At 56.5% G+C, this 14410-nt stretch carries 14 protein-coding genes; 7 read left to right on the top strand and 7 right to left on the bottom strand.

What is annotated here, in order from left to right:
* Positions 1 to 38 precede the first annotated feature (38 nt).
* The gene (locus ASC96_RS15090) at positions 39 to 1397 is read right to left on the bottom strand and encodes an extracellular solute-binding protein (protein ID WP_082512087.1); all 1359 of its coding nucleotides are present in this window, start codon (positions 1395 to 1397) and stop codon (positions 39 to 41) included.
* Between the two features lie 160 nt (positions 1398 to 1557).
* Here ASC96_RS15090 and ASC96_RS15085 point away from each other — a divergent pair, with 160 nt between their 5' ends.
* Together ASC96_RS15085 and ASC96_RS15080 are read left to right on the top strand one after the other, a co-directional pair.
* Positions 1558 to 2472, top strand: coding sequence for a LysR family transcriptional regulator (locus ASC96_RS15085; RefSeq protein ID WP_162246357.1), 915 nt, complete (start codon positions 1558 to 1560; stop codon positions 2470 to 2472).
* A 97-nt stretch (positions 2473 to 2569) separates the two neighbouring features.
* On the top strand, positions 2570 to 3955 hold the full coding sequence (locus tag ASC96_RS15080; protein WP_082512086.1) for a sulfatase-like hydrolase/transferase: 1386 nt from the start codon (positions 2570 to 2572) through the stop codon (positions 3953 to 3955).
* Positions 3956 to 4070: 115 nt separating this feature from the next.
* Here ASC96_RS15080 and ASC96_RS15075 read toward each other — a convergent pair whose 3' ends face one another.
* The 3 genes from ASC96_RS15075 to ASC96_RS33820 form a co-directional block, all read right to left on the bottom strand.
* The gene (locus ASC96_RS15075) at positions 4071 to 4418 is read right to left on the bottom strand and encodes an EthD domain-containing protein (protein ID WP_060503890.1); all 348 of its coding nucleotides are present in this window, start codon (positions 4416 to 4418) and stop codon (positions 4071 to 4073) included.
* Between the two features lie 547 nt (positions 4419 to 4965).
* Positions 4966 to 5556: a glutathione S-transferase gene (locus ASC96_RS15070; RefSeq protein WP_060503888.1), complete on the bottom strand. Its 591-nt coding sequence runs from the start codon at positions 5554 to 5556 to the stop codon at positions 4966 to 4968.
* 154 nt (positions 5557 to 5710) lie between these two features.
* Positions 5711 to 6067: a hypothetical protein gene (locus ASC96_RS33820; RefSeq protein WP_060503887.1), complete on the bottom strand. Its 357-nt coding sequence runs from the start codon at positions 6065 to 6067 to the stop codon at positions 5711 to 5713.
* Between the two features lie 215 nt (positions 6068 to 6282).
* Here ASC96_RS33820 and ASC96_RS15060 point away from each other — a divergent pair, with 215 nt between their 5' ends.
* The gene (locus ASC96_RS15060; RefSeq protein WP_060503886.1) at positions 6283 to 6870 is read left to right on the top strand and encodes a VOC family protein; all 588 of its coding nucleotides are present in this window, start codon (positions 6283 to 6285) and stop codon (positions 6868 to 6870) included.
* On the opposite strand, the gene ASC96_RS15055 is transcribed toward ASC96_RS15060, so the two are convergent.
* Entirely contained in the window at positions 6860 to 7570 is a 711-nt protein-coding gene (locus tag ASC96_RS15055; RefSeq protein ID WP_244482061.1) for an IclR family transcriptional regulator, read from the bottom strand. The genes ASC96_RS15060 and ASC96_RS15055 overlap by 11 nt on opposite strands.
* Before the next feature lie 160 nt (positions 7571 to 7730).
* On the opposite strand from ASC96_RS15055, the gene ASC96_RS15050 reads away from it, so the two are divergent.
* The 4 genes from ASC96_RS15050 (at position 7731) to ASC96_RS15035 (ending at position 11170) form a co-directional block, all read left to right on the top strand.
* Positions 7731 to 8648 (top strand): fumarylacetoacetate hydrolase family protein, encoded by a 918-nt coding sequence (locus ASC96_RS15050; RefSeq protein ID WP_060503885.1) that lies wholly within the window; start codon positions 7731 to 7733, stop codon positions 8646 to 8648.
* Positions 8648 to 9043, top strand: coding sequence for a carboxymuconolactone decarboxylase family protein (locus tag ASC96_RS15045; RefSeq protein ID WP_060503883.1), 396 nt, complete (start codon positions 8648 to 8650; stop codon positions 9041 to 9043). The genes ASC96_RS15050 and ASC96_RS15045 overlap by 1 nt, the downstream gene beginning before the upstream one ends.
* Positions 9044 to 9506: 463 nt before the next feature.
* Positions 9507 to 10349 (top strand): sugar phosphate isomerase/epimerase, encoded by an 843-nt coding sequence (locus tag ASC96_RS15040; protein WP_060503882.1) that lies wholly within the window; start codon positions 9507 to 9509, stop codon positions 10347 to 10349.
* A gap of 26 nt (positions 10350 to 10375) precedes the next feature.
* Entirely contained in the window at positions 10376 to 11170 is a 795-nt protein-coding gene (locus tag ASC96_RS15035) for an SDR family oxidoreductase (RefSeq protein WP_280140011.1), read from the top strand.
* 492 nt (positions 11171 to 11662) lie between these two features.
* Here ASC96_RS15035 and ASC96_RS15030 read toward each other — a convergent pair whose 3' ends face one another.
* Complete coding sequence (locus tag ASC96_RS15030; protein ID WP_082512081.1) at positions 11663 to 12883, bottom strand: ABC transporter permease; 1221 nt, start codon at positions 12881 to 12883, stop codon at positions 11663 to 11665.
* Positions 12880 to 14409, bottom strand: a complete 1530-nt coding sequence (locus tag ASC96_RS15025) for a sugar ABC transporter ATP-binding protein (protein ID WP_060503929.1) — start codon at positions 14407 to 14409, stop codon at positions 12880 to 12882. The genes ASC96_RS15030 and ASC96_RS15025 overlap by 4 nt, the downstream gene beginning before the upstream one ends.
* Position 14410: the final 1 nt, after the last annotated feature.

The raw sequence follows: 14410 nt of genomic DNA, 5'->3' as shown, positions 1-14410 counted from the left end.
GTGGCCGTCCCCGGCAAAGCGGGGACGGCCATCGGGCATCACTCCGGGAGGTTTGGAAGAATGCCCGTCTTGCGCCCGTTCGTCTCAAACAGCGCATGGATCTCATCCGCCATCTTGTTTAGCGCCGCGGAAGAGCTCATCTCACCGATCAACGCCTGATTGAGACGCAACCCCATAATCTGGTTGATGGCAGGGCCCTCGCGGTAACCAAGAAGTTGCTTGCCGTACTTAATTTCTTCGAGGTAGGCTGGCATCCAGCGGAATTTAGTCTGGTCCTTAAGATCGGATTCGAACACGTCGGACCGAACAGGAATGCCGCCGCCTTCGGCATAGGCATACTGTGCCTTGTACGTCAGAAACCACTTTGAAAAAGCAATCGCGCCCTTCTTGCCGGCTTCGGAAGCGTTTTTTGGAACCGAGAAGACCCAAGACCCGATCGACACGCCCGGCTGGCCGTTGCGCGTCGCGCGAGGCAAGGTCGCAGCGTAGATCTTGTCGATAACCACCGATTTCTGCGGATTGTCGAAATTGGGGAAGGCTGCAACCACTGCGTGGGCCTGCATGCCCTTGCCGGTCTGCATCAGCTGGATGATGTCGCCTTGGCCGAGAGTGCCGTAATTTTCCGGTCCGCAGCCCTTCGCCACCTCGATATATTTGTCGAGTGCCTGCTTCACCTCCGGACTGTTGACAGTCACGGTATAGTCGCCACTGGCAGCGTCCTTCTCGATGCTCCCGCCATAGGCAAGCATGTAGGCCATGAAATCGTAGTAGATTCCATCACCCTTTTCACCGCGCTGCAAGTATCCATAGGATGCCGGAGGGTCGTTTAGGATGACGCAGTTGGTAATAACATCATCGAACGTGACAGGGATTTTGAGCCCCTTCTCATCGAGGACATCCTTGCGGTAGTAGAGAAGCTGAACGTTGCCATTAGGCGCATAGCCCATCAGCTTGCCCGTTGAACACGTGCGGAACTCCTTTGCGTCGTCCCAACAGCCCGCATCGTTGAGGGTCAGGACTTGCGGATCGAGCTTGAAGGACGGATCGATCTCGTTCAGAGGCTCAAGAAAGCCCCCCTCGTAGAATTCGACCGTGCTGATTGAATTGATGTTGATCAGGTCAAGTGGGCTCGCGCCGCCGGAGCGAACGGCAGATCGAGCCTTTTCCAGCATGCCATCGAACGGCGTGACTTCGAGGTTCACTTCGTTGCCCGTCTGCTCGGTGTAGAGATCGACCACCTTTTCGAACCCACTGTACCACGGCGAAGAATTAATCAGGACGGTAATTGGTTCCTGCTTTCCCACATCCAGGAAACCGTCCTGACACAACGCAGGCCCCGCCAGCACGAGAGAGCAGGCTGCCGATAGAAGTACCCGTGAATAAACCGATAAAGTCATGAATTCCTCCCGTTTCGGCGGCGAATAAGATACCGCCCGTTCTTGCAAAATGCTTTTACGGCAGGCCTCCCACCCCACCCATCCTTTGCTGCACCATAAAGTTCTGCATCATGACAGAAAAATGATATATGTTACCAGAGCAATAACTTTGAGGAATATCGTGGATCGGAATCTTCGGGCGTTTCTAGCGGTGGCAAGACTTGGCAATTTGACTGCTGCCGCAGATCAGATCGGCCTTACCCAGCCGGCCTTGACAAAGACCATCCGACGGCTCGAAACCGAGTTTGGTACAAGCCTATTCGATCGTACGACGAGAGGGATGATCCTATCTCGCGCGGGAAAGCTGCTGCTGGAGCATTCCGAAATGATCGAGATGCACTACCGTCAGGGAAAGGAAGAAATCCACCTTCTCGACGCTGGAGTTCTCGACGAATTTCGCATCGCAGCGGGTGTGGCCTACCATGTGGCGATCGCTCCGGATCTTGTCAAACGACTGAGCTTCGAATTTCCAAAGACACGGTTCGTTCTGCATTTTCAGGTCGCGTCGCAGGCAATACCAAAACTGTTTGGAGGTGAACTCGACCTGGTTCTGGGCTCCTTGGATCAACCCACCCTGGAAGGGATTGAGACGGTGCCGATCCTCCAGGTGGACATGGCCGTTTACGTCTGTCAGGAAAGTGTCCTAGGCAAGGCGGCATCCATTAAGCCGTCCGACCTGGCGAACCGGAAATGGGTCATCTATCAACGCGATTCCGTTATGATGAGCAGAATGACGACCTTCGCCTCCGAAAATCACCTTCCCGCACCCCAGATCGTTATGGAAATCGACAGTCTGCTCGCCAGTTTTCGCGCAGTCAGGGGTACAGATTATCTGACCACGGCTGCGGACGTCGTGCGAGCATCGGCCGAAGAGGAAGGTCTGAAACTGCTGAAACTCCCCAAGAGCATCTGGCGATTTGATTCCGGAGCATCCTATAGACGCTCTCTTCGAAACTACCCGATTATGAAACAAGCGCTCGCAATTTTGCAGGAATTGGCAAGCGAACACAGGGTTCGTCATTCCGTAAAGTTATGACGAAGGCCGTCTTTATCATTTTTAGGCTCCTAACCTTCCCTCTATGTATGGCTGAATGATCGCGAAAGAGCGATCCATCGCCCGGGAGGTAGTCATCATGAACAAACCAAATGTTATTGTCTTTTTCACTGACCAACAGCGGCACGACACGACTGGTGTTCACGGCAACCCCATGGGTCTGACGCCGAACTTCGATCGGCTTGCACGCTCCGGAACCCATCTTTACAATTCCTTCACAAGTCAACCGCTCTGCGGCCCGGCGCGATCCTCAATGCAGACGGGCCGTTTTGCAACACAGACGGGCGTCTTCCGCAACGGCATACCGCTGGCCGACGATGCCGTGACACTCGCCAAGACCTTCGCCGCCGCGGGCTATGACACAGGCTATATCGGAAAATGGCATTTGGGCGGCTCCGACCCGGTGCCGAAGACAGAGCGCGGCGGATACAAGAGCTGGCTTGCGGCAAATCTCCTCGAATTTACCTCCGACGCCTACGACACCGTGGTTTATGACGTCGACGACCAGAAAAAAAAGCTTCCGGGGTACCGCGTCGATGCGCTGACAGATGCCGCGATCCGCTATTGCGACGAGCACCAGAAGGATCCTTTCTTCCTATTTGTCTCGTTCCTCGAACCGCATCACCAAAATCACACGGACGACTATCCGCCGCCGGACGGCTATCGCGAACAGATGAACACAAATACCTGGACGCCGCCAGATCTCGCCACCCTGAAGGGCACAAGCACGTGGCATCTGGGCGGCTATTACGGGATGGTCAAGCGGCTTGACGAGGCATTCGGGCGGCTGATCGATGCATTGAAAAGTCTCGACATGCTCGACAATACGATCGTGATGTTCACCTCCGATCACGCCTGTCATTTCAAAACGCGAAATAACGAATACAAGCGCTCCTGCCACGAAAGCGCGGTCCGGGTACCGACCTTTATCACAGGCCCCGGCTTCATCGCCGGCGGCCAGGTCCGCGCCTTGTTCAGCACGGTCGACGTCGCCCCGACTCTGCTCGACGCCGCAGGCATCGAGGTTCCGGACGAGATGACAGGCAAATCCATCCTGTCCGTCATTCGGGATCATCGCGCTCCATGGCGGCAAGATGTCTTCTTCCAGATCTCGGAAACCGAGACGGGCCGCGCGTTGCGGACACACCGCTGGAAATACGGTGTCACGTCAGAATATGACGAGGATCTGCCGCGGTCGGACGTCTATCGGGAAAGCTATCTATATGATCTAGATAACGATCCCTACGAAATGGTCAATCTTGTTGGGATGACGCCGTTCCGCGAAGTCGCCGAGGATCTGAAAACACGGCTATTGTCGTGGATCTCCAAGATTGAGGACGGCCACCAGCCCGAAATCCTCGACGCGAAGCCGCGCTTTCCTCGGCAGCATCGTTTGAAGGCTACTGATCTCATCGGTGCAAAGGACCGCGAACGTGAGGTCGATCCGATCGATGAAACCAAGTAGCTGCTGTCCTTGGCGTTCACTCAATAGCTGGAGCACGGGGCCAGTCTTTGGCTCAGTGATTGAAGCAAGGCCGGCACGTACGGCATCAGCCTTCAGATCGCGAGCCAGCCACGAATTACGGAGCGCGAAAAACCGTGCGACGGTTGGCAGGCAAGGCCACCATTGTGTCGAAGTCAATGAATGCGCGACTGTCTTCGATGACCTCGGGTATCGCCCAGCAAGCCTCTGCCTGTTCCTCGGTTTCGAAGCTGTAGATAGAAATCGCATCGAATGCGGGTCCATCGGATGCAACGTACCGGCCGCTCGTAACGGCGATGTCGACGGGGAAGTGTTCGTAGGAGATCAAGCCCTTGTCTTTGATATGTTCGATCATCAGCGGGCCATGGTGATCGCGATAATAACTGAGGAACTCGTCAAGAGACATCGCCGGGTTCCGCTTGATGATGAAAGCCACCGTATACATCCGTCGCTCCTCTCCGGGCTTGCATGGAATTGCTAGAGAATATGACAAAACCCAGCACAGGCGCTCGCACAGCATTGCCAACCGTTAGAGCGAAAATGCCATTGCCAAGACAAAAACCACTTTGCGAGAGACGACCGTCCGAAATCCGTTCGCGGACCAGTCCACGCACCGCTCGTCCGATCACGCTGACCGCTCATCGACTTGAACCTGGTTCTGCAAGACGAGCATATACCGAGAGAAGGCGCGTCGCTATAAAATCAACGAACACTGTAACTCGGGCGGAAATATTCTGACCTCCGGCGACTACGGCATGTACCGGTTGAAGTATTCCAGGATTGGCGCAAACCGCTACCCTACTTCAGGGAAATCAAATGCTCCAACGGCATAGGCTCCCAGTGATCGGACGGGGCGGCTGGGAGTATCGCAAACAACTCGGCAAAGGCTGCTGCATTGAGCCATCCAAGGTCGTTTGATTGCGGCTACGGAAGGATCGACTTTCGAGTGAACATGGCATCCCCGATCCTTCGCGAAGAACGAGCGGACTGCCCTATGCCTTGAACAAGGCGTAGTCCGGGAACGCGTTCTCGAATTTGTCCGGCCAGCGTTTCAACTTGGGCCGCTTGTGTTGCCATTCGCCCTCGAACCTAAACTCAATATACCGGAGCATCGCAGCCAGTGCGAAATGTCCTGCATGAAGTTTCTTGCCGATCCTGGGCAGCCCGGCCTCCAAGTGATCGAGTGCGCGGGTGACCTTTTCCCATTGCTTCTCGATCCACGGCTGGTGGACCTTCTCCGGCGGGTGAAAACGCTTCTCATAGACGATAGCAAGCAGACAATCGCAGACGCCATCGCAGATGGCTTCAAGTATCTCGGCCTCTCTGCATTTTTCCAGATTGCGCGGATAAAGCTTGCCCTTTGTCTCCCGGTCGATGAACCGCATGATTGTTCTGCTGTCAAAAACCGCCTGGCCATCATCCGTGATCAGAGTCGGGATTTTGCCAAGCGGATTGTTTTCGACCAGTTCAGCCGGATTGACTGTTGGATCCGTGAGAACGGCCTCAGCCAAAAATCCGGCATAATGAGCGGCAATTCGCACCTTGGTTGAATAAGGAGAGATGGGCGAATACAGGAGTTTCATCGGGCGTCCTTTCTGAGATCTATTTTCCAAGTACGCGGCGATGCATCACCAGCCAAACGCTCCGGCCAGGATCGGCGTAGTCCCGCAGTTTCGGAATCGGAAAACCCGTTCACGCCGTCGTTTCGTCCGGCAAGACGGGTTCGATGTTACAACATCAAACTACTCGATGATGCAAAGCAGTAGCGTTGCCGCCGCGACTATCACTGACGATCCCGCCTTGATGAAACTGCGTCTGCTCGTCTTGAACATCCCAGTATCCTTCTATCGAACCCCGCTGTTGTGTCCCAATAACTGGCATCCCCGCGCTGAAACGCCATGGATGATCGCGCCAGTTCGCCTGTCTGAGGCCGCCAACGGCATCGTCCACACGTGACTGAAAGAACTCGGCAGGGAATGCAGCGCATTCCTCGGTTCGACAATCGAATTTTATTGTTCGTATTGGAATATAATCCAAGCTGATCCACGCTAAAATCGAACCGCCTTCGGGTTCGACGCCCACAACTACCTGCATTTTTCAAAATTCGCCGAGACTTCAAGGGCGCTGAGCGGGCCGCGCAGAGGGCAGTCGTATCTTGAATGCTAGTCACCCTCCCGTCCTCCGTATCGAAAAGCATGCCGACAGGACTCCCAAACTTTCGTTTTCGACGGGCCGGGCGCTCTTGCACGAATACAGTTGTTCTTATATAGAACTTTTCTGTTCGATATTCGTAACAGTGGAGAAATTGTATGAAAGCCAGAGTTGCCCGTTTGGGCCATGTGGGCCTTACCGTTCGAGACATTGATCGCACGGTGGAGTTCTATTCAAAATATCTCGGAATGCGTCTGACTGAGAAGTTCGAGTACGAAGCGAACCGTCTCGGCCACGGAGTGTCGGTCGTGGCGGGTGCTTTCATTCGCTGTGACGTCACCCATCACGAACTGTCGATCTTCCGCATGCGCGATGAAGTCCTGTCGCCGGACGCACCGGATGCGCCGCGGATTGGTTTCGGACTCCACCACATCGCGTTCGAACTGGCGACTCCAGAAGACCTTAAGTCGCTGTTTACCCTGATGCGCGATGACGGCGTCGAGATCGTGAACTGCCGCAAGGGCGGCCCTGGCAATCAGCCGCGCTTCTACGCCCGCGATCCAGATGGTAATCTACTCGAGTTCTATTGGGGCATTGACCAGATCGGTTGGGAAGGTGCGCCGCGCAGCTACGACCCCATCGAAGAAATCGATATCCTTGCTTTCGACTTCGAATCCTATTTGGAGAGACGTGAGAAGGACGCCGCCGAAGCTCGCAAAGGCATCCGAGGCGGGGTCAACGCTTAGGAAGCTGCTTGCTGATGGCGGCGGCCGCCGCCATCAGCGGCTTTGCAAGCGCGGGAAGCAGCTCGCTGCGTCCGGCCGGGACGAGTATGCCGAGACTTGCCGAGCACGTACCGTCAGCCCGCAGGATTGGTACTGCGATGCCATGCACTCCCATTTGAAGTTCATCGTGCGAAACAGCAAAGCCATCCATTTTGGTCTGAGCGATGCGCTTGTTGGCCGCTTCCAGGTCATCGACCTTCCGAAGAATCTTCGATTGAGACTTGGTGTCCTGGAAGGACAGAATGGACCAACCACTCGCGCCTTTGTGCAGAGGATGGCGTGAGCCCGGCGTGTGCTGCACACGGACCAGATGCATCTGCCCCAATGCCTGATCGACAACGACCGCCTCATTGTTGTCGAGGCCGTGAAGGACCACCGTCTCGCCTGTTTCCGCGGCAAGCTTCGCCATCTCCGCGCGCGAAATTGCCGCAAGATCCGTCGCCATATATCGGCTCAACGCTGTAATGGCGGGGCCAAGGGTGTATCCTTCCTCATCCCGACGAAGATATCCCCTCTGCGCCAGCGTGATTAGGAGACGATGACCGACCGTCCGGTTGATATCGCATCGGCGAGCCACCTCCGCCGCGCTGAGAGGGCCATGTTCGGCCACGGTCTCCAACACGGTCAGCATCTGATCGCCTGTCAGGGATATCTCGACCACAAAATTCTCCAAAACCAAACATCGCAATTACCGACAAGCCTGCCTGGAAATGCGGAAATATGTCAATAGGATAGATATTTAGCATCAACAGCGATGTTGACGGACCTGAACAAAATGATCTATTATCGAACGGAAATGTTCGAATAATGGGATTATTCAGATGAGATTAGTAAGTTACGGTGAAGCTGGCAAGGCTCGTTTTGGCCTGGTTGTCGGCACAAACGTGGTAGACGTCGCTCGTGCGAGCGAAGCCTACCGGGCAGATGATGGATCGATTGAACTCATCTCGCCCCGCATCGAGTACTTCTTCGACGAATGCACATCCCAGACACCTTCCCTTAAGAAGATCGCGGAGCGTGCGGCGAAGGAGACCAACACCAGCCTCGTCAAGCCACTAAGCGAGGTCAAGATCCTTCCGCCGATCGCTCGTCCGCCGAAGTCGATCTGCGTGGCGCGCAACTATGCCGAACATGCTAAGGAAGCCGGGCTGGAAATCTCCCCCATCCCGATCTTGTTCCCCCGCTTCTCCGCGACATTCGTGGCCGACGGCGACCCTGTTCTTGTCCCGACGGTTTCGGACAATCTGGACTGGGAAGGCGAATTGGCCATCGTGATCGGCAAGCCGACAAATGGCAAGCGGATCACCAAAGCGGAGGCTATGGACTATGTGTTCGGATACACGATTTTCAACGACGTAACGGTCCGCGACTATCAGTTCCGCGTCACCCAGTATACGGCGGGCAAGAACTTCCGCGCTACCGGTCCCATCGGCCCGGCAATCGTCACCGCGGACGAAGTTCCAGATCCGCACAATCTGGACATCCGCACCACGCTGAACGGCGAAGTCATGCAGTTCGCCAATACCAGCACGATGATCTACGATATCCCGACCATTCTTGAAAACATCGCTGAGTTCATCGATCTGGAGCCAGGCGACATCATTCCGACGGGTACGCCTGCTGGCGTCGGCTTCAAGCGCAAGCCGCCGATTTTCCTCAAGGATGGCGACACGATCACGATCGAAATTCCGGGCATCGGTACACTTTCGAATCCTGTCAAGAACGAGGTGGCGAGCTAATGTCCGATGACGTCTTCAATCGGGGCCTTGAAATCCGCAAGGCAGTTCTAGGAGCCCAGTATGTGGAACGTTCGCTCGATGCGGCGGACGACTTCAACCGTGATTTTCAGAAGCTTGTGACTGAGTATTGCTGGGGCGCCGGATGGGGCAGAGACGCCCTCTCCCGGCGGGACAAGAGCCTGCTCAACCTGGCGATGCTCGGTGCCTTGAACCGCAGCAGTGAGTTCAAGCTCCACCTGAAGGGAGCGCTGACCAACGGATGCACGCAGGATGAGATCGAAGATACACTCATCCAACTCGCCATCTACGCTGGCATCCCTGCTGGCGTTGAGGCTTTCAGACTTGCACGGGAAGTGTTCCAGGAAATCGGCCATTCGACAGCCAAGTCGGGCTGATACTTCCGACGGGCGGGAATTTTCAGCCCGTCGAATCCAGCCGGGAGGGATAGACATCGCCAGGCGTCATTATTGACGCTCCTGCCGGCGGCCGCTGAGGCCGACAAAGGCCCTCCCGAGGTTGAGGGTGCCTGCTTGCCACGCATCAGTATCTAGAGCCCAACCCTTCCATGTCCTTTCTCGTTGCCCGCTTTTTACATGATGGAGATACGGTTCTCACTATTGGGCAGCACCGCGCCAAGCCCCCTCTACGCATTAAACCCGCGCATGAACTGACCGGGCCATCCTTAAACAAATGGCTCTGTTATCGAAATCGTTTGTCCTATTATCGGACTTATCATAAATGCGTTTACGCAATCGCCTGAGAGGCCGACACGCGACTAAACAGAAGCTGAATCTAGCCACCCTTGCGTTGACCGGGAACACAGGCCGCCATTCTTGGCCGTTTAGGATTAGTGGACATATGAAGACGAAATTCTCTCTCGCCCATTTGACCGTCTTGGATCTCGCTCCCCCAGAGGTGGCCCGTGTGGCGGCCGATGCGGGTTTTGACAGCTTCGGTTTGCGTCTTCATCCCGTGAGACCGGGAGAGCAGCCGGCACCGGTCCGCGGTGACACACCCATGCGGAGAGAACTATTGGCAATCATGGCCGATACGGGGGTTCGCATGTTCGACGTCGAAGCCTTTCGCGTCGATAGTGCCGCCGATTTTTCTCTGATCGAGGGATCATTGGAAGCGGCAGCTCGGCTGGGTGCATGTAACGCGCTTGTGTTCATCGACGAACGGGATCCATTGCGCGCCGGTGATCTGTATGGTCGTTTCTGCGATCTAGCCGCCGCCCATGATATCGACGCAAATTTGGAATTCATGCCATGGCTTGGTATTTCCTCTTTGCGATCCGCCTTGGACATTATTGAACGCTCACAACGTTCAAATGCAAAATTGGTTCTCGACGCGCTTCATTTCTTTCGCGCCGACACGGCAATTTCCGCTCTCAAGAACATCGATCCGTCCTTGATGAACTATGTCCAGGTTTGCGACGCGCCGTTGAAACGGCCGGAGAGCTTGGAAGACGTGGCCAACGAGGCGCGTTTCCATCGGCTATTTCCAGGCAGCGGCGAACTGCCGTTGATCGATTTCGTCAGAGAGCTACCGAAAGGTCTCGTATTTGCGCCCGAGGTGGCGACTTCTGCTATGGCCCAGACTGTCAGTGGGTTGGAAAGAGCCAGGAGGGCCTTGGCCAGTTCACGCGCGTTGGTGGAGAAGGCTTTCGCGTCAATTCATGTATCGGAGGATGGGCTTTGACGAATATCCCGGCAAAAAACAGAAGGGTGGCACTTGTCACAGGCGCTGCCAGCGGAATCGGGGCGGCCGTGTGCGCTCGGCTCTCTGCGCTTGGTTACTCGATTGCAGCTGCGGACGCCAACGGAGAGAACCTCGAGGCACTTGTCGCCACCATCGCGCCGCACGCCGCGATTCTGACGCAAGTTCTCGACGTTCGGGACGGCGACGCCCAACGAGCCTTCGTCACCCGTGTCGAGCGGGAGCTTGGTCCGATCGAAGCCGTTGTGCCCTGTGCGGGACTGACTCGTTCGGGACCTGCCGAAACCATGTCCTTGCACGACTGGACGCTTGTCCTCGACGTGAACATCACGGGCACCTTCCTCACCTGTCAGGCCGCAGCAGGACCGATGCTGCGCCGCGGCAGGGGGGCGATCGTCTGCATCGCCTCGATCTCGGCAAAGGGTGGCCAGCCGGGTCGTATCAACTATGCCGCGTCCAAGTTCGCTGTCGCGGGAATGGTCAAGACGCTGGCTTTGGAATGGGGTGCCCGCGGCATCCGCGTTAACGCTGTGTCTCCGGGTGTCGTCGGGACGCCTATGGTGAAACAGGGCGTGCCGGAGGCATTCCAGGACGTGATGCTGGACCGGATTCCAATGAAGCGTTTCGCGGAACCGGAAGAGATTGCAAGTGCGATCTCTCTCCTCCTTTCACCTGACGCCGGATATGTAACAGGTGCGGTCCTCGAGGTGGACGGTGGGATCACCGCCGGGTTCCTGACCTCGAAGAGCGGCGAGGACTACGCAACAAAATCATCTTTTCATCGGATTGAAAACGATCTGTAAAGCCAGCTCAATCGTTCGGAGATCCGATCCTTCGATCGCGTTCAGTCGTTGGCCAGGCAACATCCCCTGACGATGGCAGGCTGCTGCCGACTTCTCTGCGTGGTGTTCAGGCACGTAAACTCTCCTCGACTCGGGGACGTTCAAGACCTTGAGGGAGGTCTCCAGCCGGCGGATTCTTGCCGTGGCCTAGGTAGCTTGTCAGGCCTTCAGCGGCCATTCACCTTGCTTGAATCTCGCGAGAGGAGGAATCCGCCTAAGCCCAGCCTCTGTGGACGTCTGTCATTGGCAACGCAAATCTGCAGAGGCAGGCGTTCAATTTAGGTTCGATCCGGTCCGTCTGAGTTCCGAGCCAACTGTAAGGAGTTTGCTACTTGAAGCCGCAAAAATCGCGAAGGGAGCAGCCACCTCTGGATTTCTTATTGGTCTCTTGGAAAAGATGAACCCGCCAGTGAGATCGCAGGCGGGCCAATTTGCTGCATTGACAGCTTGAATCTAGATACCGGAAACAGATGCGGGGACCACCGAGGCTGCAGTGATGACGACATCTTTGTCGTTCCCGATCGCTTTACGTTTGCGCGAAGGATTGCTTCCGCCGATCGTATAGATCGCCGCTGCCGCAATCACCACAACGCCTTCGATCAGGCCCTGGTAGTTGGCACCGATATTGAGCATGTTGAAGCCATTGGTGAGAGTGAACAGCAGCAGAGCACCCGCGATCGTCTTGGTGACCGAACCCGATCCACCGTAGAGCGACGTCCCCCCGAGAATGGCGGCAGCGATGACCGTCAGTTCCGTTCCCTGGAGAGCGGTGGGATTGATGGCTCCAAAGCGGCTTGCATAAAGGACCCCGGCGACACCTGCAGCTCCGCCCGACAGAACAAAGGCGGCGAGCTTGTAGAGCGTGACATTGATGCCGGACAGTCGGGCAGCCTCTGCATTCCCACCGACCGCATAGAGCCGACGTCCTATGGTGGTGAAAGTGAGTGCGACCCAGACAAAGAACGCGAAGACCGCCATATAGATGACCGGGGCGGGCACGGATGCATTCACGCCCGCTATCGCGGCGATAACCCAGCAAACAATCCCCGCTGCAGCCATCCTGATAGACCGGGTTGTCCCACGCCCTGACTTTGTTCTTCGGAGAAAAAGCACCGCCGCCGTGATCGCCAACAGGACGCCGATCACCAGGAGTGCCGTGAAGATCGGCACCCGACCGCCTTCCAGCGACATCATCTGTGCCAAAGCATTCGGATCTCGTGAAGAGAGAGAGCGCCCGTTTGTCAAGACCAGCACAAGTCCGCGGATTGCGGTCAGGGTACCCAAGGTGACAATGAACGCGTTGATCCCCACGAATTGGACGATCGCTCCATTCATCAGTCCGATCGCACATGACACAACGATGGCAATGAACGCGGCCGGGAAGAGCCCGAGACTATCGACGAAGATAATCGTAATCGCCGATGCGAGGGCCGCCACAGACGCCACAGAGAGATCGAAGTTGCCGGAGATCAAAACCGTCGTCATCGCGACGCCCATAATAGCGACCAGCGAGGCCTGATAGACGATATTCGAAAGATTCGCGAAGGTGAGCGGACTGGGCCGGCCCATACTGGCCGACACAAGCGCTAGCAGCACAAGCAACGCAGCGACTGCATAATAGACGCCAGCTTCTCGCAGCCCGAAGCTACGCTTCCAGTTGTGTTCATAATTCATGTCAGTTCCACCTCTCCGCTGTGGAGATCGCTCTCTGCCGGGCGTCCGCCGCTGAGCAGGACCAGATCGTGTTCAGTTACGTCCTTGGCTTTTTTCTCGGCCACAAGCCTTCCATCGCGCAGCACAAGTACGCGATGCGCCACAGCCAAGATCTCCTCGAACTCGGATGACACGATCACGACCGCCACACCGGTGGCCGCCAGCGAACGGACCAGTTCGAGGATGTCGGCCTTCGCCCCGACGTCAATGCCCGCCGTTGGTTCGTCGAGCAGCAGGAGACCGATGTCTTCGAAAAGCCATTTGCCGACAACGACCTTCTGAGCATTTCCGCCCGACAGTTCGGTTACGAAACTGTCCGGCGACTGCGCCTTGATCTTGAGCTTCTCGATGGCCGCAGATCCACGGTCCCGTTCGGCGCTGGAATCGATAAATCCATATCGCGCGACGCCGTCGAGATGCGCGAGGCTTATGTTCTTGAAAATCTCGAAACCAGGAACCAAGCCCTGCCGGGAACGGTCTTCCGGAACCAGGGCCATCCCTTCGCGCACCGCGTTCCCTGTACCTCGAGCAAGCTCTTTCCCTTTGAAGCGCACCGTTCCAACGGCCGACCGGTCCGCGCCAAATATCGCGTGGAGGAGTTCACTCCGTCCCGAGCCCAGGAAACCCGCGACGCCGACGACTTCCCCTGCCCGGACCTGAAAATGCAACGGATCAAGACGCCCAGGCGAGCCGAGTCCCTCCACAGAAAGGACAACGTCTGCGCGCACGCTATCCGAGTGCGCCGAACCTTCGGCGATCGCCGCAAGCTTTCGGCCAACGATTGCCTGCGCGATCCCTGCCTGATCGGTCTCATCAGTCCGAGTGTGAAGGACCGCCACGCCGTCTCTCAGCACCGTCACAACATCAGTCAGATCAGTTATCTCGTCGAGGAAATGCGATACGAAGAGGATCGCCTTTTTTTCTTGGCGGGCTAGCCGTTTGACGGTGTTGTAGACGATTTCGCGCTCTTCATTGGCGAGGGACGCGGTAGGTTCGTCCATCACCAGAAGATCGGCACCACCCGCCAGGGCGGAGAAGATCGCGACCATCTGACACTCGCCGATGGTAAGTTCGCTCACGAGACGGTCCGGGTCTATCTGATACCCAATAGTTTGAGACAGCCGGGAGAAACGATCCCGGATATCCTGGCTGTCTCTCAGGAAACCTCGCTGCCAGATAAAGACGTTTTCCAGCACCGACAAAGTCGGAATAAGCGGGATGTGCTGGTGAATGGTGGCGACCCCTGCCTGCCTTGCGTCGCCAGGTTTCCTCCAGGAAACGGGACTTCCACGCCAGAATATTTCGCCTCCCGTCGCGCCGAGCGCGCCGGAAAGCATTTTTATGAGTGTCGATTTTCCGGCGCCGTTCGCTCCGAGGAGACCGTGAACCTGGCCGGGAAGGACCTCCAGGTTCACGCCACGCAACGCGACCGTGCCGTTAGGAAAGGTTTTTGCAAGACCTTCCAAACGAAGCAATGGCGAGTTCATC

Source organism: Rhizobium sp. Root1204, from assembly GCF_001424965.1.
In the GTDB taxonomy this organism is placed as follows: domain Bacteria; phylum Pseudomonadota; class Alphaproteobacteria; order Rhizobiales; family Rhizobiaceae; genus Pararhizobium.
Note: the sequence above shows the minus strand (reverse complement) of the source record. Positions and strands in the feature narration are given on the sequence as shown.